18 protein-coding genes are annotated in these 26318 nt (G+C 30.1%); 2 read left to right on the top strand and 16 right to left on the bottom strand.

Annotated elements, in window-relative coordinates:
- From GCL60_RS04335 to GCL60_RS04405, 15 genes are all read right to left on the bottom strand, one after another.
- A partial coding sequence (locus GCL60_RS04335) for a hypothetical protein (RefSeq protein WP_153418658.1) occupies positions 1 to 284 on the bottom strand: 284 nt, incomplete at its 3' end.
- A 580-nt stretch (positions 285 to 864) separates the two neighbouring features.
- A complete protein-coding gene (locus GCL60_RS04340) occupies positions 865 to 1155 on the bottom strand; it encodes a hypothetical protein (RefSeq protein WP_153418659.1) in 291 nt (96 codons plus the stop codon).
- Positions 1156 to 1180: 25 nt separating this feature from the next.
- Positions 1181 to 2419, bottom strand: a complete 1239-nt coding sequence (locus GCL60_RS04345; RefSeq protein WP_161998077.1) for an RHS repeat-associated core domain-containing protein — start codon at positions 2417 to 2419, stop codon at positions 1181 to 1183.
- A gap of 643 nt (positions 2420 to 3062) precedes the next feature.
- Complete coding sequence (locus tag GCL60_RS04350; protein WP_153418661.1) at positions 3063 to 3890, bottom strand: hypothetical protein; 828 nt, start codon at positions 3888 to 3890, stop codon at positions 3063 to 3065.
- 15 nt (positions 3891 to 3905) lie between these two features.
- A complete protein-coding gene (locus GCL60_RS04355; RefSeq protein WP_161998078.1) occupies positions 3906 to 5138 on the bottom strand; it encodes an RHS repeat domain-containing protein in 1233 nt (410 codons plus the stop codon).
- Between the two features lie 650 nt (positions 5139 to 5788).
- Positions 5789 to 5986, bottom strand: coding sequence for a hypothetical protein (locus GCL60_RS04360; protein WP_153418663.1), 198 nt, complete (start codon positions 5984 to 5986; stop codon positions 5789 to 5791).
- A gap of 219 nt (positions 5987 to 6205) precedes the next feature.
- Positions 6206 to 6595 carry an IS6 family transposase gene (locus tag GCL60_RS04365; RefSeq protein WP_153418664.1) on the bottom strand — a complete coding sequence of 130 codons (390 nt, stop codon included), beginning with the start codon at positions 6593 to 6595 and terminating at the stop codon, positions 6206 to 6208.
- Between the two features lie 274 nt (positions 6596 to 6869).
- Positions 6870 to 7313, bottom strand: a complete 444-nt coding sequence (locus tag GCL60_RS04370; protein WP_153418665.1) for a hypothetical protein — start codon at positions 7311 to 7313, stop codon at positions 6870 to 6872.
- Between the two features lie 9 nt (positions 7314 to 7322).
- The gene (locus GCL60_RS04375; RefSeq protein WP_202613996.1) at positions 7323 to 7676 is read right to left on the bottom strand and encodes a polymorphic toxin type 24 domain-containing protein; all 354 of its coding nucleotides are present in this window, start codon (positions 7674 to 7676) and stop codon (positions 7323 to 7325) included.
- A gap of 164 nt (positions 7677 to 7840) precedes the next feature.
- Entirely contained in the window at positions 7841 to 8194 is a 354-nt protein-coding gene (locus GCL60_RS04380; protein ID WP_153418667.1) for a hypothetical protein, read from the bottom strand.
- Positions 8195 to 8217: 23 nt separating this feature from the next.
- Positions 8218 to 8928 (bottom strand): hypothetical protein, encoded by a 711-nt coding sequence (locus GCL60_RS04385; protein WP_153418668.1) that lies wholly within the window; start codon positions 8926 to 8928, stop codon positions 8218 to 8220.
- Positions 8929 to 8958: 30 nt separating this feature from the next.
- Positions 8959 to 9429: a hypothetical protein gene (locus tag GCL60_RS04390; protein ID WP_153418669.1), complete on the bottom strand. Its 471-nt coding sequence runs from the start codon at positions 9427 to 9429 to the stop codon at positions 8959 to 8961.
- Between the two features lie 18 nt (positions 9430 to 9447).
- Positions 9448 to 16632, bottom strand: a complete 7185-nt coding sequence (locus GCL60_RS04395) for a hypothetical protein (protein WP_153418670.1) — start codon at positions 16630 to 16632, stop codon at positions 9448 to 9450.
- Positions 16633 to 16693: 61 nt separating this feature from the next.
- Positions 16694 to 20932 carry a hypothetical protein gene (locus GCL60_RS04400; RefSeq protein ID WP_153418671.1) on the bottom strand — a complete coding sequence of 1413 codons (4239 nt, stop codon included), beginning with the start codon at positions 20930 to 20932 and terminating at the stop codon, positions 16694 to 16696.
- A 48-nt stretch (positions 20933 to 20980) separates the two neighbouring features.
- Positions 20981 to 23203, bottom strand: coding sequence for an RCC1 domain-containing protein (locus GCL60_RS04405; RefSeq protein ID WP_161998079.1), 2223 nt, complete (start codon positions 23201 to 23203; stop codon positions 20981 to 20983).
- Between the two features lie 267 nt (positions 23204 to 23470).
- Here GCL60_RS04405 and GCL60_RS04410 point away from each other — a divergent pair, with 267 nt between their 5' ends.
- Together GCL60_RS04410 and GCL60_RS04415 are read left to right on the top strand one after the other, a co-directional pair.
- A complete protein-coding gene (locus GCL60_RS04410) occupies positions 23471 to 24316 on the top strand; it encodes a phage tail protein (RefSeq protein ID WP_153418673.1) in 846 nt (281 codons plus the stop codon).
- 199 nt (positions 24317 to 24515) lie between these two features.
- Positions 24516 to 25304, top strand: coding sequence for a class I SAM-dependent methyltransferase (locus GCL60_RS04415; RefSeq protein WP_153418674.1), 789 nt, complete (start codon positions 24516 to 24518; stop codon positions 25302 to 25304).
- A gap of 7 nt (positions 25305 to 25311) precedes the next feature.
- Here the strand turns inward: GCL60_RS04415 and GCL60_RS04420 are convergent, their stop codons facing one another.
- Positions 25312 to 26196: a spermine/spermidine synthase domain-containing protein gene (locus tag GCL60_RS04420; protein ID WP_161998080.1), complete on the bottom strand. Its 885-nt coding sequence runs from the start codon at positions 26194 to 26196 to the stop codon at positions 25312 to 25314.
- Positions 26197 to 26318: the final 122 nt, after the last annotated feature.

Consider the following 26318-nt stretch of genomic DNA (forward strand, 5'->3'; position numbering starts at 1 on the left):
TGAATTTCATCTCGTTCAAATGTAATGCCTTGAGCAAAAGCTACTGAGCGAGGAAGTTTTTGTATTGTTAAATCATTTTTCTTTTCTGAATTATGTTGTGGTTGTCTGCCATCATTTAATAATTTTTGATAAGTAACACCATCAAATTCAGCAAGCTGCCCCCCATTTTCATCGGACATTCTAAAATTTAAAAGCTCGTTTGTTTCCAATTCATTTTTATTATTTAATACACCAGCAAATACCCCTGCAAGTTGCCCACGCCCATTCCAAACATATTTTTGCATTGGAATTTCATTTGTATTTTGCCAGTTTGAAGATGTACTTAAATTTGTATTGGCAAAATTATTATTATTATTATTATTTTCCGTTAAATTGGTTGGAGTGAGTACTGCTAAAGTAGGAGCGACGCCAAACTCTCTAAAACCTAAACTATCATGTCATTTTTCATAGTGGATGTCCAAATTTCCAAAGAGGATATCATTGTTAAAAACTAAAATAATATCAGTGTTTTTTGTATTTGATAATTTAGTAAAAATCCAATGCCTACATGAAAGTTTCTTCTAAAATATTTTGATTTTTTTAAAGAAAATTTTTAATTTAAGGTATTGTTATTACAAATTTTAAACCGATTGAATTTGGAGTTATTTGCTTATAAATTTCCATAGAGTATGTCCTATATTTTTATTTCTTTTGAATGTAACATTCTATATTTAAATGGATATAATTTTATGACAGGGAGTATGGAAATTTTAGCATATTAGGACAGGATCTATGGAAAAAACTTTTGACATCCTCTTTGGATAACTTATTGATTTGATTCCTGCCTACATGACATCCTCTTTGGAAAATGACATACGCGCTTACTTATCTATTTATTTTTTTATACCAAGTAGAACCTCTTCTTTCCCTCCAAGCATGCCAACCTAAAGGTAGATTCGCTAATTCTTTAACAGTTTCATCTATTTCACAAATTTCTTTTAAACTTAATATTCTAGCATCATCTTCATTCAAATCTGAATTATCTAAAAACTGCCACATCCCATCATCTTCATCGTGAGAAATAGTTAAAATTTCAGTTTTTCTTTCAAGTATATTTTTTGAAGTTATTACCATTACATTAGGTTCATCATTAAATGGCCAAAATTTATCTTTCATTATTAATTTCTTTCATATAAATCTTTTATTTATTCCACTTTATTCTATTCTCTTGTCTTGATAATACTTGTGCATTTGAAAAACTATTCGTACCTCCTTTATCTTTAGGAGTTATGTGATCAATTTGCCATTCATTTCTATTAGGAGTAACCCCTTTCTCAGACTTTTGTGGTTTCACAAGATCAATGTATGACTTATCAGATTTTACAACGCCATTATTTTTTGCTTTATTAGCTTCAATAATTTTTTGTTTTTGAGACGAAGTAAAATTTTTACCTGGCCCGGCAGATTTAGAATCTTTCAAATTAGAATAATCTCCACCTCCCCCACTCCCCGAACTCGCATTCATCAAAATATCTGAAATACACTTCAAACCAACGAGGGCCATGATACCGCCATCGAAAGCCATTTTACTTGATACTGGTGAGGTAGCAATAATAGATATGCCGCCTGAGGGGACAGTGGCAGCTAATGCAGCAGTTTGAGAAGCTACACTAGCAGCGATTAAACCAGCACCAAATGCAATTGGAATGCCGCATCGTAACATATCAAATGAATTAAAAGACGCAGTAATACCAACCCTTGCACTTCCAGCAGAACTACCTCCATTTCCTCCAGAAGGACTTCTACCACCACCACCTGCTATATCAGGTCGTGAATTATTGCTATGATCATTCTTCCCCCCATTACCTGGGCTTTTCGTCATGTCGTGACCGCTATTACCACTACTCACTTTACCATTACAAGCATCATTAATTTTACTTTTCGTATCATTCCAGCTTGCCATACCAGTAGGATCATTGTTTGTAATAGGATTATTATTTGCATATTGAAATAAGTTTGCTTCTAAAGGATTATCAACAATTCCTTCTAAATTTCTTCCCATATATAAATCAGGAGAAAGCCATACACCACGGGCTGAATCGAGTGTTCTTACTCCCATGTTACTTAAGCCTGTGGATGCTGAAAACTTTCCTTTTGCAAAAACTTCCGTACCACGCATGCCTTGAAGTTCATTTGAGTTTGAGCTTCCTAGAATTTCAAATGATTTTCCTTCCCAGTTATCACGCATGTTACTTTGAGGATTAGTGTATAAAGAAACATCTTGACGATTTCCGACTTCTTTGTAACTTGCTAAAATTGATTTTGATAATAATGGAATTCCGCGCGATAATCCAAAAGGTTCACTCGCATTTCGTTCTACTATTTTATGAGAATCAATGTCTATAACTTGTGAAACGGCGCCCACATGATCTTTTATCACAAGTTCTTTTCGCGATTGCATTTGAGCAGAAGATAATGAAACAGCATCTTTTGCATTTAATGTTGGATAACGGGTAATTAAACGTAACGTTGCGAAAGATCCAAGGTCAATATTAAAATGAATTTCATCTCGTTCAAATGTAATGCCTTGAGCAAAAGCTACTGAGCGAGGAAGTTTTTGTATTGTTAAATCATTTTTCTTTTCTGAATTATGTTGTGGTTGTCTGCCATCATTTAATAATTTTTGATAAGTAACACCATCAAATTCAGCAAGCTAACTAAGACTATTCCAAACATATTTTTTTATTGGAATTTCATTTGTATTTTGCTAGTTTGAAGCTATAATTAATTTTGTATTGGAAAAATTTATTTTATAACTTTAAATTGAAATTATAAATACTCAATTTCATATTTAAATTTTTTTTAAAATAAATTGCATTATTTTAAGATCATTTGAATATTTTTCATAATAAGAGGAATTAAAAGATCTTATTTCTAATAAAGATCCTTGTAAATCTGGAACTTCATTATCTTCAGACCAATAAGATCTTGTCCAATCTTTGTTTAGCTTTGTTGTATGAAACGGAAGAACATTATTTATCTTACATTTCTTGCATAAAAGCCTTATTTAAATATTAATATTTCTAAATTTTATCTTCAATTATTTCAATTAAAACATCTTCTATAGGCACTTTTATTGTAATAAAGTCTCCAACTTTAATATCTGTTACAATAGGCTCAAATGGTATTTTTATTTTATTGGAACCAAAAAGGGCAATTAGATAAGTTTCATAATTATTTCCATTCATCGTTTCTTGAATTTCATGAACAGAGAAATTAAATATAGATCTTTTATTGTCAAAACTCATTTTATAATTAGATTCATATGATTTAAAAGTATTTACTTCAAATTCAAGATTATTTAAAAATCTTATAGAAATATCAAACCAACCAAAATCTCTGTTATTAAAATTTTTACATATTCCATAGGAACTCCCAAATTGATTTTCAAAATATAGATTATTAGATTTTTCTTCAAAATTTAAAATTTTTACTCTTAAATTTGGAAATTCTTCATCTATTAATTTTTTATATCTATTAAAAACTCTAGCTTCATAGGAAGCTCCATCTAATAAATTATTATAAAAATAAATATTATCTTTCCATTCTTTAATAATCATATCATGAGAGTTATCTTTATCGATAAATAATTCCCAATATTTTGATAATCTGTAATCTATTATTTCAAAAAAAGCTGAAAATTCAAGTTGAGGAAAATTATCGGAATCATCATAACAAATATAAAATCTTAAAATATTATCCTTTAAAGATAACCCATAAATATTATATTCTTTATTAAGTTGAAATGGAAGTAATCTATTTTGATCTTGTCCATAGATTAAATTAATTTCTCTTTTTACTTTTATATCATTAATTTCAGATATTTTATTTATTATACACTTTACTCTCATATTTTAAAACCTTATTTAATTCTCCGAATGTGTTTTAAACTTAAAGTCCATTAAATTCCCAGTTTTTGGATCTTTAACAAAATGAAGTTCTGTTTTTTTACCTGCCTTTGATTCAATATGGACAGCCATTTTTTGCATATCTTTATATCTTGGATCATTCATTTTTATCTTATCAAGATGTTTACCAACCTCATCACCTCTCTTAGCTGCTTCTAGAGTCATTTGATCTTGTAGTGATTTAGGCTCCCTACTTTGTTCTTCTTTTGGATTAGGAGCTCCACCCATTGCCGCATTAAATAACAGACCTGACATACATCCAAGGCCGCTAGAAGCCATTAAGAATCCGCTGCTAATTTGCGAAGTTGTTGCAGGTATTATCCCTAATGAAAGTCCAGCTGAAAAAGGAGCTCCACCCGTTGCTGCCGCAGTATTTCCTATTCCTAACGATAATGAAACTAAACCTGTTCCTGCTATAAATCCACATGCAGCCATCTCTGGTTTTGAAATAGCTGAATTTATTCTTGCTCCCATTTCAGAAAGGTTATTAGAAATTTCTGTTCCATAATTTTTTACTGTATTTGCAGCATTATTTAAAAAGTCTTTAAAGCCATTCGAATTTTGTGATCCTTTATCATTTCCATTACTTGAGATCTGATCATTTTTCCCCCCATTACCTGGGCTTTTCGTCATGTCGTGACCGCTATTACCACCACTCACTTTACCATTACAAGCATCATTAATTTTGCTTTTCGTATCATTCCAGCTAGCCATACCAGTAGGATCATTGTTTGTAATAGGATTATTATTTGCATATTGAAATAAGTTTGCTTCTAAAGGATTATCAACAATTCCTTCTAAATTTCTTCCCATATATAAATCAGGAGAAAGCCATACACCACGGGCTGAATCGAGAGTTCTTACTCCCATGTTACTTAAACCAATAGATGCTGAGAATTTTCCTTTAGCAAAAACTTCTGTGCCACGCATACCTTGAAGTTCATTTGAGTTTGAGCTTCCAAGAATTTCAAATGATTTTCCTTCCCAGTTATCACGCATGTTACTTTGAGGATTAGTGTATAAAGAAACATCTTGGCGATTTCCAACTTCTTTGTAACTTGCTAAAATTGAGTTTGATAATAATGGAATTCCGCGTGCTAAGCCAAAAGGTTCACTCGCATTTCGTTCTACTATTTTATGAGAATCAATGTCTATAACTTGTGAAACGGAGCCCACATGATCTTTTATCACAAGTTCTTTTCGCGATTGCATTTGAGCAGAAGATAATGAAACAGCATCTTTTGCATTTAATGTTGGATAACGGGTAATTAAACGTAACGTTGCGAAAGATCCAAGGTCAATATTAAAATGAATTTCATCTCGTTCAAATGTAATGCCTTGAGCAAAAGCTACTGAGCGAGGAAGTTTTTGTATTGTTAAATCATTTTTCCTTTCTGAATTATGTTGTGGTTGTCTGCCATCATTTAATAATTTTTGATAAGTAACACCATCAAATTCAGCAAGCTAACCAAGACTATTCCAAACATATTTTTGTATTGGAATTTCATTTTTATTTTGCCAGTTTGAAAATGTACTTAAATTTGTATTGGTAAAACTATTGTTATTATTTTCCGTTAAATTGTTTGGAGTAATTACCGCTAAAGTAGGAGCGACACCAAATTCTCTATAACCTAAACTATCACTAAAAAAAGTTTGAAATGCGGATGAAAAGCCATCACTAAAAGTAACACCTTGTAAAACACCGAATTGACCAGTGGTTGAATAGGAATAAGTATCAATTTAAGAATTCGAATGTTTTGACACTCTATTTTTAATCATATTACCCGATCTAGTTACCTTATTTATTCTTCCCCCTATAGAATAATCGTAACGAATATGACCTATGAAGAAGTGTCATCACCAATACCTTTTGCAGAAATAAGACGATCTTGGGTGTCGTATTTAAATAAGGAATTTGAAGAAAGAGTCGGATCTTTTCCTTTATGTGCAATAAAATCTTTTGTTGAAATAGGGAATAAGTCATTATCATAATTCCATTTTGAATGAAATATCCCTGTGTTTTGAGCAGAATTTTTCATCACCTATTTCGATTGGTGCAAGCTGCTTGTTTACTGCCCAAAACTCTAAAGGAACTTCTTTTCGTTTATGTCAACAAGTAGGTTCTGTCGCAGAAATAAATTAAGTAAAACTTATTCATATAAATCAGATCAATCGTTGTCTTATAGACGCAATTATCCAACGAGGAATCTAAATTGCTCCCAAATAGATTTATTGTGAAGTGTTTTATGCTGACCTTTTCAAAGCATGTGATGGAGTTCAATTCCGCACAAAGTAGCTCTTGTAGATTTAAGTGAATAAAACCACAACATGGCCTTACACATCTTTTTTATAAATCGATGGTCTTGTTCTTTCATGTTGTTTAGATATTCATTTTGTCTTATTTTGATCTGAAGATTTTGTTTATAGTCTCGATTTATGTTATTTAACGAGGATGTATTTGAAACACTTTTATCTATGTTGATTTTTTCTGGTTTACCAGAAGAGCGAATTGCCATTTGGAAAAAAAGTTTAGCAGAAGCCGCATCTCTTTGCTTTGAAAGGTAAAAGTCGATCCTTTGTCCAACCTTATCCATCGCCCTATACAGATAGTGCCAAACCCCTTTTACCTTGATGAAAGTTTCATCCATTCTCCAGCTCTTGCACAGCCTTCTTATAACTTGCAAACTTCTTTCCTAATTGAGGGGAATACTCCTCAATCCATCTCTGAATAGAAGAGTGATCTACTTCTAAACCCCGTTCTTTCAATATTTCTTCCACCTGTCTGTAACTTAATGGGTAAGCAACACAACAACGTATTGTTATTGAAATGATTTCTGATTTAAAGTGTTTCCATTTAAAATCCATTCTCATGTGGAATCTTTTTGCGGCAGAACCGAAAATGACACTAAGGCAAAAAATAAATTACTCTTGATGAAATGTGAAAAAATAACCGTCATCATCATCATATCCTGTAATTAATTTAAAAATATTATTTTTAAATTCAATTTCTAATTTCTTAGAAATTGAATTATTAATAGTTTCACATAAAAATTCAGCGTGTTTATCATATGAACAATCATCTGGAAAAAACGAAGATACTCTTATTAAATTCATCCAATATTCAATTTTATCATTTGGATTATGATCAGTAACAAGTTGATTAAATAAATTTTCTCTGAAATTTTCTTTAATAAAAACCATGCCATTTTTTAATACAAATTCAGGGAAAAATAATTTACAAAATATTACTAAAAAATCTGGATGAATTTTATTTTGATCTATATGAGTATTTATATAATTAATATATGTAAATTCATTGTTGGTATTAGTCCAATTAATAAAATCATTAAATATTATCTTGCTCATATTTATTCCTTATTTAGGTATTTCAGATACTCTAGGTGGTCTAACTGTATCACCAATGTATTTTTTACCTGTAATTTTGTTCTCATTTACAACAGTTTCTTTAATATTTGGTCTATCAATGGCGCCATGAGGCCTACCAGTTCCTCTGTATTGTTTCCAAGATCCATCTCCAAAGTGAGTAGTATATTGTCCTTCTCTTCCAGGTTTTTCAATTATAGAATGAGGTGCTCCTTTGGCTTCTGGTGCGGGTGCAGGTGGAGCATTTCGAGATTTCTTATTGGATGTATTTGAAGAACTAGAGTCACCACCCGAACTCTCATTCATCAAAATATCCGAAATACATTTCAAACCAACGAGGGCCATGATACCGCCATCGAAAGCCATTTTACTTGATACTGATGAGGTAGCAATAATAGATATGCCGCCTGAGGGGACAGAAGCTGCTAATACATTCTTTTTAAATTATTTGTTTTAGTAATTATTATTACAATAAAATTAATTTTTACAGTTCTGCCTTTTTTAAATATTTAATCACATTCTTCATATATGATTTCAGATGCAATAATAATTCCATCACAACCTTTTAAAGCATTTATGCAATATACATTAAAATCTCCTTTAATTATAAATTCAATGAAATCTTTATTAATATTTTTTTCTAAAAATTTAATAATATCATTTGGAATGTCACTCTTTTTATATTCTAAAATTTTATCTTCAAGAATATTTTCATTTTCAAATGAAGATAATTTCCACCAAACTGCATTTTTAAAAGTAATAATATTTTTTATATTATTTTGTAATAATAACTTTAGAATCAAATCATTTTTATCATTTTTTTCTATTCCTAATAATTCAGCGTCATGAAAATTTTGTTGCATTTTTAAATTCCCTTTTTATTAGATTAATAGCCTTTTGGTAGCTCATTCAACTCAGGTGTTCTTACTTTGTTTGGAGTTTTAAAATCATGGACATGAGGTTGCATTCCATTATGGGAGTGTGTACCATCAAAGCGTTTTACCTCATAAGGATTCGGATTTCTTGGATTGGTTTGTTTTGTATATGTTTCATAGTTTGTTACTTTACCATTTTGATCCGTTTTAAAAGAAGTTTGGTCAGCACCTTTGGCCGCTTCGCTAGATTTTAACTTTTGACCACCTCTACCATATCCTCCATTCTCACCAGAACCATCACCACCCATTGCCGCATTAAATAATAGACCTGACATACATCCAAGGCCGCTTGAAGCCATTAAGAAACCGCTACTAATTTTAGAAGTTGTTGCAGGCATTATCCCTAATGAAAGTCCAGCTGTAAAAGGAGCTCCTCCCGTTGCTGCCGCAGTATTTCCTATTCCTAACGATAATGAAACTAAACCTGTTCCTGCTATAAATCCACATGCAGCCATTTCTGGTTTTGAAATAGCTGAGTTTATTCTTGCTCCCATTTCAGAAAGTTTATTTGAAATTTCTGTTCCATAATTTTTTACTGTATTTGCAGCATTATTTAAAAAGTCTTTAAAACCATTCGAATTTTGTGATCCTTTATCATTTCCATTACTCGAATTATTTGAGTTCTTATCATTATTTCCCCCATTACCTGGGCTTTTCGTCATGTCGTGACCGCTATTACCGGCAATGTTTTTTTAGGATAAAAAATCTCCATTTCTTGTTATAAATACTTTATCTTTGTATTTATATTCTATTATCCTATAATTAATGGTATTTTCTTCAGATAATATACTATTTTTATTGGTTAGGTAAGAAATTTCTTTCATGAATTTAATTATTTCTAAAAAATCATTTTCAGAATTTATTTCACGGGGATCTATTGTAACTTGAAACTCACTTTCGTCGTAAAAATTACAAGACATTAGTATATTATCATTTAAATAAAAATTAAGATTATATCTTGAGCATGAAAAAATATCTTTGGATAAAATAAAACTATCACATTTTTTCTTATCAAAATTATAAATAGTTTTAAATTTTAAATTTATAAAATCAATTATTTTTTTCCAATCATTTATATCGGTCTGAAAAATAAATAAATCTTTTAAAGAACCGTCAAAAACAAATTCATCTTTTAAACTATCCCAAATATTATTAATATCCATTTATAATTTATTCCTATTTTATGGTTCCAAAAATCCTACAAATCCTCCTTGAGAATTGTATCTTGCACCTCTTCCATCTGGGGCAATAAAATCACGAACGGCTGATCCATATCTGCCAGTATTATTTTGAGACGTATGATTGATAGTTTTAGGATTATTTACAATATCAGATACGATTTTGCTTCCCTCTGCATTATATGCTTCTGGTGTAAGTTTTCCTTTAGGGGCATCAAAAGCTGACGGATTTCTGCTAGAATGCTTTTGCAACGCTCTCCCTGCTTTTGTCAAACCGTTGCGATCAGGTTGATTTGCTGCCTCAACTAATGGATTAGAATTATTTGGAGCACTACCCCCACTCCCCGAACTCGCATTCATCAAAATATCCGAAATACATTTCAAACCAACGAGGGCCATGATACCGCCATCGAAAGCCATTTTACTTGATACTGATGAGGTAGCAATTATAGATGTGCCGCCTGAGGGGACAGTGGCTGCTAATGCAGCAGTTTGAGAAGCTACGCTAGCAGCGATTAATCCAGCACCTAATGCAAGTGGAATGCCGCATCGTAACATATCAAATGAATTAAAAGACGCAGTAATACCAACCGTTGCACTTCCAGCAGAACTACCTCCATTTCCTCCAGAAGGACTTCTACCACCACCACCTGCTATATCAGGTCGTGAATTATTGCTATGATCATTCTTCCCCCCATTACCTGGGCTTTTCGTCATATCGTGACCGCTATTACCACCACTCACTTTACCATTACAAGCATCATTAATTTTACTTTTCGTATCATTCCAGCTTGCCATACCAGTAGGATCATTGTTTGTAATAGGATTATTATTTGCATATTGAAATAAGTTTGCTTCTAAAGGATTATCAACAATTCCTTCTAAATTTCTTCCCATATATAAATCAGGAGAAAGCCATACACCACGGGCTGAATCGAGTGTTCTTACTCCCATGTTACTTAAACCAATAGATGCTGAAAACTTTCCTTTTGCAAAAACTTCCGTACCACGCATACCTTGAAGTTCATTTGAGTTTGAGCTTCCTAGAATTTCAAATGATTTTCCTTCCCAGTTATCACGCATGTTACTTTGAGGATTAGTGTATAAAGAAACATCTTGGCGATTTCCAACTTCTTTGTAACTTGCTAAAATTGAGTTTGATAATAATGGAATTCCGCGCGATAATCCAAAAGGTTCACTCGCATTTCGTTCTACTATTTTATGAGAATCAATGTCTATAACTTGTGAAACGGAGCCCACATGATCTTTTATCACAAGTTCTTTTCGCGATTGCATTTGAGCAGAAGATAATGAAACAGCATCTTTTGCATTTAAAGTTGGATAACGTGTAATTAATCTTAAATTTGCAAAAGAGCCTATTCCAATATTAAAATGAATTTCATCTCGTTCAAATGTAATGCCTTGAGCAAAAGCTACTGAGCGAGGAAGTTTTTGTATTGTTAAATCATTTTTCTTTTCTGAATTATGTTGTGGTTGTCTGCCATCATTTAATAATTTTTGATAAGTAACACCATCAAATTCAGCAAGCTGCCCCCCATTTTCATCGGACATTCTAAAATTTAAAAGCTCGTTTGTTTCTAATTCATTTTTATTATTTAATACACCAGCAAATACCCCTGCAAGTTGCCCACGCCCATTCCAAACATATTTTTGCATTGGAATTTCACTTTGATCTTTCCATGAAGATGCAGAATGAATACGGTATGAATTGTCTTGAGTATTTCTTTTTGAATTTTCAGAATGAAAAACCGCGAGAGTGGGAGCAACTCCAAATTTTCTAAAACCAATTTCATCATTTGCAAAAGTTAAATCTGCAAATTCATTTCCATCTGTAGAGTTTACTTTTTGTAAAACCCCTATTTGACCTGTTGTTGAATAAGAATAAGAATCAATTAATGAATTTGCATTTTTAGATATTCGGTCTTTTATAAAATTACCAGAACGAACAACTTTATTTATTTTTCCGCCAACTGAATAATGATAAAATATATTTCCCCAAGATTGATTTTCATCTCCCATTCCACGGGTTGAAGAAAGACGACCTTGGCTATCATAAGTAAACAGAGAGTTCACAGATAAAGAGACATCTAAAACTTTATTTCCGCTTAAATCACGAGTTGAAATGGGAAATAAGTCATTATCATAAGTCCAACGTGTGTGAGCTAAACTATTTACATTATTTTCAGATTCTTCACATAATTCTGATGGCGCTAGATTTTTATTCCCTGCCCAAAATGCCAATGGAACTTCTTTGCGCTTATGCCAACAGGATTGAAGTTGTAAATTATTTTCTAAATCAATTTTTTTAGTATAACCTTGCGCATCATAATTTACTTTTTGTAACGGCACAGATTGAGCAATACCATTATGCAAAAAACTAACACTATTGATTAATGATGTTCCATCTTCATATTTTGCAGAATAACCTGTAAAATAATTATCTTTTAGTTTATTTAAAACCTCTCTTTGAAAACCGCCACGAGAACGCAATTGTACTAAATTTCCAGAAAGATCCGTAATACGTTCTAATTGATAAACACCTAGACTCTTTTTATTTAAAAATAATTCAAGATCTTCTGATGCAGCAAGACCTTCTTTATTATAAGCATATTTGCGAATGCTTTGACTTGAGCCTAAGTCATTTAAGGAAGAAACCGAAACGTTAATTGGCAAAGCAATATCTTGAAATCTATTATTTTTTTCCAAACTTCCATAAGTAAAAAAGATTGTTTCTTTTGCGTGGGTTTTATTTTCACGATTAAAACGAATATGCTCTTCTTTTTCTAATTTCCCTTTTGCATTATAGGCATAAGACTTATATAAAATAGAAGAATCTAACATATTGCAATTTTCAATATCACTGCCTAATGGACACAAAGCAGTTTGAATCAGGCGTCCAAAATTATCATAATAAAACCTGGAATTCCCCAATGCATTATTGCTTTGTTTTTCAACTAAATTATTTGATGCATAACTTTGCCATGCAATTAAGTTATCATTATTAGTTACTTTGATTAATCTCCCTAAAGCATCATATTCTAAATTTGTTTGTAGAGTATCTTGTGAAGAATTGCCATTTGAATCGAGGCCAATATATTTAGTAGAAATTTGTCCAATTTGATTATAAATATTTTTAGTTCTTCTACCTTCAGGTGAAATACTTTCTTCAAAGTCAACTCCCTTTAAAAAGCGTTGAATAACATTCGTATCAAATTCATGCGAAGCAATAGACCCATCAGCATAAAATGAACTCACGCTTTTTATTTTAAATGAAGAAGAATCGGGTAGATTATTTTTAACGACATCATCTAAACTCATTTCTGAATTTAAATATTCTTTATATGATTTTCCTAAAGAATTAATCGTCGATTTATTTGAAATTGTAAAACGATTGTTATCGATACGGCTTGCACTAAATAAAACTTCATCTGAACCCGAAAGCCAAATTTTAGAAACTAAAGTCAAGTTTTCTTTTTCTTGGTTTCTTTTAAATACAGTAACGCTTCCCGGAATCATTTTTACATTTTGAATTTTACCAATACTAGTTTCATTATATATTTCAGGGCGAGGATTTAATACTAATGTTGCATCAAATTTATTCCAAACATTAATTTCTTCGTCTAAGGTTTTCCCGTTTGCTAATTCAATTTTAGGAAAAAAATACTCATATTTTTCGAAAGGAATAATATTATTATTTGTTATATTTTTAAAACTTGTGTTAAAATTATCTGAATTTTCAGAATTTGATTTTGAAAGATCAAAAACGCTTTTCAACCAGTTAATAAATATTTCCCAAGTACTTTTTGGAACATTTGAAATATCAAGAGGCGCATTTCCACCAAGATTCTTAGCTATCATTAAAACTCTACCAAAAACATCATAGGTAAATTGAGAGATACTACCCCTAGTATTTTCGATTTGTGAAATTTGCCCAAATTCATTATAACTTGCTAAGGTTTTAATATTATCTTGATCAACTATGGATTTTAAATTTACATTAGTTTCTTCCCACTCAAATGACGATTTTATTCCAGTAGCATTAATTAAACTTTTAATTCTACCGTAAGCATCATAACTTGCTGACGCTTGTAATACGAGTTCTCCATTTTGATTTGATGACCATTCCTCAATAGGAAGTCCTGTTAAGTTGTTATAAATAAATTTTTGTATGGTTGTCTTCACACTACCAAGAGACGAAGAAGTTTGAACCATTTCTATATTATCACAATATATTTTTTGATTAACTTGATGACTTAAGGGACAAAAATAAGTATAAGAAGTAACTAAATTATCCCCATTTAAAACTGGGGAGTTATTTTGAATTTTTGTAATGAGCCGACCTTGTTCGTCATAATGGTAAGATTCTGTCTTAGAAATATTTGAATAATTTAGAAACTTGTCACCACTTGTCGTTATAGATTTTCTATTTTCAAGTATTTGGGCAATTTCAAATTTATTTGTGTCAAGAACTCCATTTCCAGGAAGATTATTTAAATTTAAAAATTTAAGCGACAAGGAACTCTGAATAGAAGTATAATTTTCTTGTGTGTTTAAACTTCCCGTTGCAAATGAAATATTATTTAGAGCCGCACCAGAACGACTATAATAGTTATAACCAGAAAGATCGTTACACCACTGATTTGCAATTGCCGTAACGGCAGGATTTAAACATTGCGAAGTTTCTCCTTGAGAAAAAATAGATTTTTCTGTCGATAGACGAATATCTTCTATTCTTCCCATTTTTTCTGATTCAGAAATTCGATATCCAGATAAAAACCTTTTTTCTGTTAAAGTACCAGACTGCGTATTGTCACCAACTGTTTGCTTCCTTACTAAAGAAAAGCCAAGAAACTTTTTATAGGTTCTATCAAAATTTGGTACCCGGTAAGAATAACGCCACATTCTCGTTGGATTAAATCCATCGGATAAGCCAACTTGTTTTAATAATGGAATCACAACTGGCATTAAAGGAACATTTCTTTCAATTCCTTTAATTTCTTCGTCATTGTCATATTGAATTGCTTCATTATTTTCCAATACAGAAGATGTATAATTAAAACTTAAATAGCGACCATCAGAAGTCGTAATTGAATGTAAATGATTTGGAAAAGAACGAACTGGAAATTCCATAATCGTATTTCCATAGCCAGGAGAATCGGCTACAATTTGATGTTTACCATCGCCAGTTAATTGAGTAACAGCAGTATAAGCAGGCTTAAATAATGAATTTCTATCAAATAATACTTGGGTAAGGGGTTTTCCTAAACCATTATTAATCAGGAATTTCTGCCAACCATAATTAATACTCGGTAAACCCGTTCCAGTAAAATCTCCAATTGCAAAATCTTTTAATTTATATCTTAATAATTGATCACCAAAGTTGCCTAGTTCAATTTTTTCAAAAAACTTTCCTGTACGTTCTCCATTGGCAAGACGGCCATTATTTACAAATAAATGCATTCTTCCATTATATAGTTGTAAAATATCGGGAAGTCCATCTGCATTCCAATCAACAACCTCTATATGATCTGCATTAATTAAACGGTCTGTTAATTTTACTGAAAAACGTTCTGCATCCAATTCAAACTTTTTTGATCCAACTAAATTGAGTTCTTTAATTCCTTTATTAAATAAGAACTTTAATTCCCCATTTTTAATACAAAAAATATCAGTCCGCCCTGAACCAGAAAAATTTCCAAACTTATAATTACTTTTTACACCAGCACATGCAGAAAAATGATGATCATTAAAAGAAATATTTACTATCCGATCAAGCACTATATTTCCTTCTGCATTAATTTTTCTATCATTTAAAATGATCCACGGTGCCGAATTGTTTCCATCATTTACATAAAAAATATCCATAGCTCCTGTTGCAAGAAAATCAACAAAAGTACTATTTTGTAATTTGATGTTCATTTGATTGCCAATTAATTTTTTTTTCGAAAGAAGCTTTAACTTTCCAGGACTCCCATCCTTTGGAAAAATTGATTCTGGCTCATATGATTGAACTAATAGTGAATTCGAAAAATCTTGAGTTATAATTTGAGATTTTCCTGTCCCGAAAACATCTGCAAATCTGGATTTGTCATAGCCAAGAGGCAAAAAAGAATAATCAACATATTTGTTAACATTATTCATATTATTATTAAATGAAAAATTTTCTACACGATAGCTAAAAATTGTCTTTGGAAATGCAGTAACTCCATCGGAACCAAACTCTTGAACAGAACGCAATCGTGGAAATGGTGTATTTGTATTCAGTTCATATTCAAATTTATAACTTCGGATTTTTGTATTACTCTTTTGAATAATAATTTGATTAACTCTTCCAGCAATAAGTTGAGGAAATCCACCATTAAAATGGGTGTTATAAAATTCATTATTTTCATATGAAATTTGCACTAAAATATCATCAGCCGTAATTGTCTTTAATAATGGTTTTGATATTAAATTAAAATCATCAGGAGTATTCTGAGTTAATTTTACAGATTGAATTCCTATAGATGCTGAGTTTATAACAGGACGTTCATAATGATAAAGGATTTCTTGTGAGCCTTGAAAAGTAGAATGTTTTGTTAAGTACCATTCGAGCGCATTTCCCGTTGAATCAGCAACCTGAGAGTCCTGGCTTGATCCAAAATGAAATATTTCACCGTTTGATTTATGATAAACAAAACCATTTCCGTCGCAACGTAACAAATCACGTGAAGAGTTTAGAGTACTCGCCCAAGATCCATTACCTATTGGAATCATCCTCAATCCGTTTACATAAAGATTATTTGCTAACGAATTTTGGCAGTTATTTTTAGAAATATATTTTGTATTTCCGCGTTTTGTATCAAGAATCACCTTTGGTAAGTTGAAACCCCAAAACGCACCTGCTTCACTATATGAATTTTCTGGTGAGTAATTTACAGATAAACCAATATCAAGTTGTCTTAATTTAGGCGTTTGGATTGGAATATTATAATTTAAATCACCATTATCTGAAGCAGACCAATCTAATTCTCTAGCACCAAACTTACCTGGAGCTGTTGGGCTTGACAAGGTTGGGCTAGAAAAACTCCCTGCAAATATTTGTGAAACATAAAATATTGTTATTAGGACTGGAAAAAGCAGTATTGATCGATACAAATTTTTTTTTAAGATAAACCAATTTACCATAAAGTATTACCTTTAATATAGAAAAAAGAGGGGATTGATTAATACCCTCTATAATGAAATATTATCTTGAAATAATGAATTTAAATTCAACTCCAACTACTTTTTGAGTCTGACTAGTAGGATTATCTAACTTTAAAATTTTATTATAATGATTATCTAAAGAGTGCCTTGCATAAATAAATTTATATTCACCTAATAGTGGCTGTCCGGAAAATGATTGGTAAACAGCTTCTTTTGCATTGGCGCAACTATACGAATTCAAATCATTTACATTTAAGCAGTTAACTACTTCCTTTGAAAAATCTTCAACATTTATATTATAAAATTCGTTATCACCCATAAATCCAGTCAATGACTGCCAATAGTTTTCAGCCTCAGAAGGTCTTGCACTTCGATAACCAGCTTTTAATTTTTCAAACCATTGCATTGTCCTAATTTTACGATCTTTCAAAGTAAAATCATTAGAAGTAGAGGCAAATATAGTAATAGGCCTTATATTATTTTCTGAATCAATATACTTAATAGATGAAGAAGGAGAAATTACAGATAATGAACGAATAATGTCATTTCTATCACACATTAATTGCTGAACAGAAAATTTTGAAAACATAAACGGATATTGATTTCCATAACGCTTATATTCAGGAATTACATTTTTTGTTAAATCTCCATTTAAATAAACTTCCTTTTTATAATTATTATATATTTTTTCTGAGTATTCAGAATAATTTTGAGGACAAACTCCTTTTGAACTTTCATCATAAAGTCCATCGCGCAATAAATAAGCAACATTATCAGATTTCCCAAAAGGAGAGTTTTTAAACCTACTTATCATTGGTCCATTCGTATAAATATTTGTAATAATACCAACAATTCTGGCTTTATAAAAATTTTCATCAAAAACTTCTGTATATGGAGGATATTTTACTTTAAAATTTTCTTCATTTAAGTTGATATCCATGATCCCAGTTTCATTTAATTTAGCTAGTAAAGCATCATCATCCAATTGTTCTTCTGAATAAACTCTTTCTCCTTTATTAACTCGTAAATCAGACGAAAAAATTTGTAATGTAAATGATTTATCAAGTGTTCCGGTATTTGCTTCATTTTTAAGTGATGTTAAATTTTCAAGTTTTTTAATCTTACTTAAACATATATTTGCATCATCAAATGATGCTAAATAACTGCAAGAATATTTTACATCAGAAATATTTTGCACAATATTACTAAAATTATTATTTTGATCACTTATATTGCGAAGTAAAGGATCCATATTTAAAATTCGAACAGCCGCTATATTTACAATTTGTCTTGCTAAATTTCTTACATATTCAATTTGCCAAATGTCATTTGAAAAACTTGTCGTCTTTGGAGAAATAGAAGTAAACAAAAAGAATTCTGTATTATGTATATTTGCCCTTGTTTTGGCTCTTTGAATTGCAGATTGTAAATTTAAAGTTTGTTTTTTAGCTATTTCAAAATTTTCTTGAGCAATAGAAATATTTTTTTCTGAAGCTTTAAATTGACTTTCCTGTGCATTTTTCTTGAGGTGAGCATTCTTTAATGGAATATAATTTATATTTGCAATTTGCGTGCCATAAAAAGTATCAAAATCAATTTCTGTTGCGAAAGTCTTTGGATTACTATTTAAACTACTTGCAACAAATTTTGATAAACCAAGAACATTTTCAAGATTTTTATTCGTTTGCTTTATAGAATTTATTTGAATATTTAAATAAGTTTCTTTTTCTAATATTTCCTCATCAAATTCAATACTATTTTGATTTAATGAATGTTTAATTTGCAAAATTTGTAAATCATTTTGATCTTTTGAAATTTGAGCATCTAGAATAGAAGTAATTTTAGGACGAGAGGAGGAATTCATTTGTTGAGAACTTTTATATAATTCGCTGCAATAATTTTCAGGATTAGATAATAATCGTACATTTTGTGAATTAACAAAAAGCTCTTGCTCTAAATAAATTTTATATGTATGCGCCTCTGTAATTGCACTTAAAAAGCTATAATCTGATTTCAAAATAGAATCAAAACTTGGCATACCTGATGATTTTGAAGTGGACGTTGAATTGGATGTTGAAATGGATGTTGAATTGGATGTTGAAGTGGATGTTGAATTGGATGTTGTAGTGGATGTTGAATTGGATGTTGAATCAGAATGACTTGAAGAAGTTGTTGTGTAATCATGTCTTAATTGATTTAATTTATCTAATGCCTTGTTTAATGATTCCGGTGAATCAACTACATTAAGTGAAATAAGCTCACTAAGCTGACTATTACCAGAGTTTGCCATGACTTCAGATAGAGCGGCAATTTGACATACATTAGTATTATATTCAGGGTTACTTTGCAAGTTTCTAATTACAATTGCATTATTTGTTTTCGCGTCATTTGAAGCAGAAATGCCATTTGTCAGCTTAGAAATATCGCATCCATTCCTTCCAATCGTATTTGCAATTTCATTTCGTTGCCTTACCATTCGAGAACAGCTATTTTTCCAATTTTGAATGCTAGCTAATTTCTTTTCACGAGAAAGTGTCGCTATTGATCCCAATGTACCTGACTGATCACATGAATCTAAATTACTATTACCACATAATTCTTGTTTATATTGATTTATTAAAGTTTCTTTATTAGATTTATATCTAATTAATATATTTTTTAAAGATTGAAATTTATCAATTGAAACAATATTATTTAAATATATTTTAAATTGATTTTTCTGTTCTATTAAATTTTCGTCAATATCAATTTTAACGGATTCAAACATAGAATAGGATGCATCTTTCTGGAATGTATAATATGCAAGTTCTTCCGCCGCTTTATTCTGTGCTTTTATGGACACCTGTAAATTTTCTTCTAAAGAAAGAATATTATCTTCAAATTCAGTTTTTTTATTTTGAAACTCTTGAGTTTGTAATATAGAAAATGCCGTTACTTTTTCTTTTATTTCATTTAATCTTTCTTGAATTTTTATAATATTTTCGTTCAATTTTAATGGATTTAAATACGATGGAATTATTTCATAGTAAGATTTTCCATTTGAATTAATATTTAAATTTTTAAATTTTGGATTTGCAGCTATCAATTGATCACAAGATGCAGCTTCCCAATGAGCATTTGAAATCACATCGTCTGGTGTTTTTAAGTTTTCTTCACTTATTTTATTTCCAGTCGTACAGATCAACCTCTTTAAATCAATACTTAATGCACGTTCCTGAATTTTTTTCATTTCAGAACAAAGATTTAACTCATGGGCTGGAATATGCGCAGGATTCGAGTGGGAATAATTACAATATTCATTATTTAATGATATTCTTGCTTTTTCTGATGCCATTATCAAATCATTAGCAATAATATTTTTAACAGATAACATTTTTTCATTTTTATTTTGATTGTATTTGCCATTTAATATATCCACAGACTCATTAAAACTCTCTTGCAAACTGTCATTTGGCAAATTTGAAATCATATTTAATTCTTCAGCAGTAAAAACGCCGTTCCAACGATACATTGCCCTTTCATAGTAACCAATTGCCGCAAGAGCATTAGCGAAGGAATTGATATGTCGATAATAGTTATTTTTTTTATCTGCTTTTTGAAACCCAAATAAAAATACTTTTTTACCATTCAACATAGAGTACATACGATGCTGTTTTGTTTCCCTCTTTTCATCTAAAACTGCTATTTTTTCTGCAATTAATGCCGAACGAATCATTCCATTCAGTTTAGAAAACCTACTATTTTTAACTGCTTCATTCGTATTCCATTCGTGGTTTTCACTTGGATCATCTTTATTATCTAATCCCATTAATGATTCTTGGTTAAAAGGAGAAAAATGAACTTTTTGCAATACATTCATGATTAAAGCATTTGCTAAATAAAGCTCTGGATAATAACAAGAAAATAAATTATAACCATATATTGCATTTGACGATGTTAAATTTCTTGTTTTTGTTAATATTGTAAGCGCTGGAATAGAATTTGTATTTGAATGATCTAGCAAATTTTTATTACTATATGCTTCTATTATTCCTTTAACTTGATTTTGAATTTCTGGATTTTCAAACGAACAGTTATTTTGACGGTCTGCATAATCTTTTGGACTAATTTCCGAACTAGTTTCTTTATTAAACAAAGTATTTGCTGAATAATTGCTAATTAAATTAAAACGGTGTACATCATATTCATTAAAAATCGAATTATCAGATTTATTATTACAGGAAACTAATGGTAACAAGAAAAATGCTATAATAAATCCATTTACTTTATTAAATTTCATAAGACATCCTTGTCTATAAGTATTACTTTAATTATATTTTTGTATGGATTATTTTGTTTTACCCCAACAAGTTAAGGTGCTGTCACTTTTTAAAATACCACACGCTTCATTATCTCCTACTGCAATAGATTTAAATAATTTATCTGTTTGGACAGCTGTAGGAATTGAAACAGAAAAAGTATTAGTATCATTCGTTATAATTTTATTTTCATTACTACCAAAACAAAAAGTTTTATTTAAATTATTTAAAGCACAAGTTGTATTATTACCTAAAGCTACTGAAACATAAGATGATGAATTATTTATAGTGACTGGTTTTTTATTTCGATTTGTTTTAGTTATTTGTCCAAAAGAATTATCACCCCAGCAAACTAATTTATTATCATTATCTTTTAATTCTGGATTTGCATCAAATCCACAAAAATGATTTAAGCCAGCATAAATATTTTTTAATTTTATATTTGGAATATTTTGTGGAGTTGTCTTAAATAAATTATTTCTTAATTTTGATGTTCCTAATTCCCCATATTGATTACTGCCAAAACAATAAACATCATTTGTTGAAGTAACACCACATGTAGAATTAAAACTCAATGCAAGATCTATAAATTTGACATTTGGAAGCTCTACTTTTACAAAATTAAATCTACCCAATATATCTACATTATTCGTATTGCCATTCCCTAATTGCCCAAAAGAATTTTCCCCTGTGCAGTACATGCTATCTTCATTTTTACGAATGACACAAATATGCTTTGTTCCTACGATTACTTTCTTTATTTCAAAATTCATATTATGAATATCAGTTGGATGAAGTCTATATGCTTCATGTTGTTCTAACAATCTATTATCAAACCAACAGTATAAATTACGAGTATAAGTGGCATGCACAGCACACGCTCGATATAAACCGACACTTACTTGCTTAAAGGAATCAAAACTTGCAAAAGGAGTATTAACTGGAGAGCTCCAATAAGTTGGATAAGAATAAGCTTCAGTATTTTTACTTTCACATAATAATTTATTACCAATTAAACTTAATCCACATTTTGCGGAATTTCCAATGCTAATAGTTTCGTATCTATTTTTATCAAGAAAACCCCAACATTCAAAAGGATTCTCTCTCCCATTACTAATTGCACAAGTTGTTCGTGCATTTCCAACTACCGATTTAAATTGAAAATTCCAACTTGGAAATGGGATTTTCGGTTCAAATTGAATATATCTTTTTTCGCCAAATAAAGATGAAATTTCTAAAGTACCAACTTTAGGATCACCTCCTACTTGTCCAAATGTATTGTCACCAAAACAAAAAATCCTCAAGTATTGATCAATCACGCAAGTTGACGATTCCATTGCAGTTACTTTGGTAAAACCAAGATTAGTATTAAATTTCAATTCTGGATTTGAACTATTTATTAATTGTGGAGAAGAAAAATAGGGATTTAAAGAAGGATTAACACCAATTTGTCCAAAATTGTTATTTCCCCAACATTCTACTTTTTTATCCTTAGTAATTGCGCAAGCATGTGATTTACCGGCTGAGATAGATATATAATGCTTGCTTCCTGCTTGTCTTAGACCATTAATAAAGGGAGAGGCATCTGCAATACCAATTTGACCAAATGAATTATCGCCGGCACAATATAAATTACCAAATTTAATTCCATTTTCATTACCTACATTTGAAATTGCACAAACGTAATTATCTCCTGCAGATACAGCAATGAATTTTGAATTGATTTGCGATGCTGTTGTACCCGAAATAAAAATTTGTGTAGGTTCTATTACTGGCGAAACCAATAATCCAAGTTGTCCTTTAGAATTATCACCCCAACCATATAAATAACCTTGATCGTTTATTGCATAAGTATTTTTAGAACCCGAAGCAATTTTAAGAAAAGACTGACTTGATTTCACTTTATTTGGAGTTAAAACAGGTACTTTAGAAATTGGATTCCCATTGCCAAGCTGACCATAGTTATTTTCACCCCAACAATAAATTGATTTATCTTCTTTACCAATTGCGCAATAATGATCTTTCCCTAAAGAAACAGATGTATATTTTCCATCTATTTTTTTGCGACGTGTCAATAATCTTGAACCATCTTCATATAATGAATAACATTCTAGATCTGACTCATCCCTAGTTACTACACAAAGGCTGCTATTATTCATTGATAATTCAGAAAAAGATTGCCAGTATTGCATTACAACACTTCTTTTTTTTCTGGTTTGATTTAAATCGTTTGCATTTAGAAAATTGCACATTATTAAAGCACCACTCAAAGTGAGCACTTGATATAATTTTTTTTTCACAGGCATTCTTTCGTATTAAATGAAAAGCATTGCTACTTTAATTATTATAAAGTAGCAGAATTATAATTATTTATTGTTTTTATGAAAATCTGTCAATTAAAAAAACATTATTTATTTATTTACAATTTTTAATTAATACTATAACTTTAAAATTATCTAATCATCAATTTAGAAATTATGACTAGGTAATATAAATTTTTATCTTTTAGAGAGAGTAGTATGATCAAATTCATCGCTTATTTTATAAGCGTTTCTTCTGTTTCTTTAATTCCATTTCACGAAGCAATGGCTAATCCTAATATTATAAATGTTGAAAATATATTATCTATGCAGGATTATATTAGACAACTTTCAGAAGAAATTGAAAATTTAAAAAACATTCCAAGAGTTCCACCAGGAACTGTTGTTGCTTTTGCAGGCGAAAAAGTACCAAAAGGTTGGTTACTTTGCGATGGAAGTGCTGTAAATCGACAAACATATTTAGAATTATTTGAAGTATTAAAAACTTCTCATGGTATTGGTGATGGTAGCTCAACATTTAATATTCCTGACTATAGAGGTTTATTTTTAAGAGGTGTTTCTCATAGCAAAAATAATGAGGTTGATACCTCTGCTTCAAATAGACAAGCAATGAAATTAGGTGGCAATACAGGTAATAAAGTTGGATCAATACAACTTGATTCATTTAAAACACATAGTCATAATTCTGGTGGATTAAAAAATTCAAGTAGTTACTTTAGTTATAGTGGTACATCCTATCCTTCAAATTCTACAGTTTATTTTACAACATCTGAAAATGGCAGTCATAGTCATAGCTATGCAGGAGCTGCTCGTGCTAATGGAAGATTCATGGTAGATGGAGGAACAGGTCTTGATGTTAGCAGTACAAATGAGACACATTATAGTGGAAGCCATAGACATAGTGGTTCAATAAGTCTTCCAAACTATTCTTTTAGTATCAGCTCATCTATTTCAGCCCAAACTATTAGCGGATCAACTTCAGCTGAAGGTGATAGCGAAACCCGTCCAAAAAATGCTTATGTACATTATATTATCAAAATTTAAAAAGCTCTTAATCATCTATTTTCAAAAATTGTCCTTCTATTTTTAAACTTGATTATATTTCTGAAATATGGAAATATTAATAAATAATTAATATGGCAGTCTAAATATAAGATTACCATTTAAGAAAATATGATTAGTCATAAATATTGAAAATCATAATAAAAAAACTTTAATCCAATTTTATTAAAAAGAGTTCTAAATGAAATGTAAGATCTGTTTTGAAAATGCTTCTTTTTTTACCACTGAAAATATTATGCCACAAAAATTTAAAGCTCATTATTATTTATGCCATAATTGTGAATACTTATTTATAGATAAGCCCAATTGGCTAGAAATTTCATATAGCGAAGCCATTACAGATTCCGATATAGGGCTTGTAAATCGAAACGCAAGACTCTCAGTGATTACATACGCAATAATTCGCCTATTTTTCAAACAAGAAAAACAATTTTTAGATTACGCTGGTGGTTATGGTTTATTTGTAAGAAAAATGAGAAATTTAGGTTTAAATTTCTTTTGGCAAGATAAATATGCAAAAAATTTATTTGCAAAAACATTTTCAGCAGAAGAAAATAACATTAAAAATTATGGTCTAATTACAGCATTTGAAGTAATGGAACATTTAGAAGATCCCATTAAAGAATTAGAAAAGTTATTTAATTTATCTAATAATATATTAATAAGTACGGAATTATTACCAGAACATAAACCAAAGCCAAATGAATGGCATTATTTTGCACTTGAACATGGGCAACATATTGGATTTTTTTCCAGAAAAACAATGGAATTTATTGCACATAAATATGGTTTTAATTATTATACAAATGAAAGTGATATCCATCTATTCACTAAAAAGAAAATCTCTAAAATATTATTTAAACTTGTCATGCGTTTTAAATTTTCATTATTATATAGATATGTATTTAAATTAAAATCTTTACAAGAAGCAGATCAAGCAAAAATGATTAAATATCAAAAGGCTTCATAATTTTAAATCAGCCCACTTCATCATACTCTTGAATGTATTTTGGTGGATTCATTAATCCAATAAATGTTTTAGCATTTACAAAAATAAGTTCATCTAATAATTGTCTTTGCAATATCATATCAACATCATTGAATGGCATACTCTCAATTAATTTATCTTTGTTCATTAAAACAAATGATAAATTTTTACATATGGAAGGAATCCAAGAAGAATAGATTTTAGTTGAACGAAAAATAGATTTCATTAATTTTATTTTTTCAATAAATAGTTCATTTTTCTTAATTGGGGAATCACCCATTTGTAAACACATTAGTCCATTTTTATTTAACAGAGATTTACAATCTAATAAAAGTTTTTTATTAAAATTAATTTTATTCTTTTCTTCTAATAATGGATCTTGTAAATTATAAAAAATAACATCGTATTTATTGTCATCTTGGCTAATAAATGAATTTACATCCTTATAAAATATTTTAACTTTACTATTTTTAAAAGAACCTTTATTTATTTCTGGTAAATATTTTGAGCAAGAATCCACTATTAATTTATCTCTTTCAACAATATTAATTTTTTTAACCGATTTCCACTTTAAAACTTCACGAGCAATAGCTCCTTCACCTGCGCCAAGAATTAAAATAGATTCAGGTTCTTTAAAATGAATAAAAGGAATATGCACAAAAGGCTCAAAATACATATGCTCATCAAAAGTAGTAGGCTGTAATTTATTATTTAAAATAAGAGCTTTACTTTTATTTTCCAACTCAACAATACAAATATCTTGATAATCACTTGTCTGCTGGGTGATAATTTTAGAAATGAGATATTGGTACGTTTCACCAGCCGATAAATGCTCCGTTAACCAAATATTTGAACTTTTTTGCTCAAGAGGCATTAAAATACCCTCCATAAGGCTTATCGTTACAAATATAAAAGCTCTTCAGTAAAAATTTCCCTATTCATTGAAACCAACATAAGATAAAAATTTCCCTACTAAGAGATATCAAGTTGCTCTCT

Origin of the sequence: Silvanigrella paludirubra, assembly GCF_009208775.1 — a bacterium.
GTDB lineage: Bacteria > Bdellovibrionota_B > Oligoflexia > Silvanigrellales > Silvanigrellaceae > Silvanigrella > Silvanigrella paludirubra.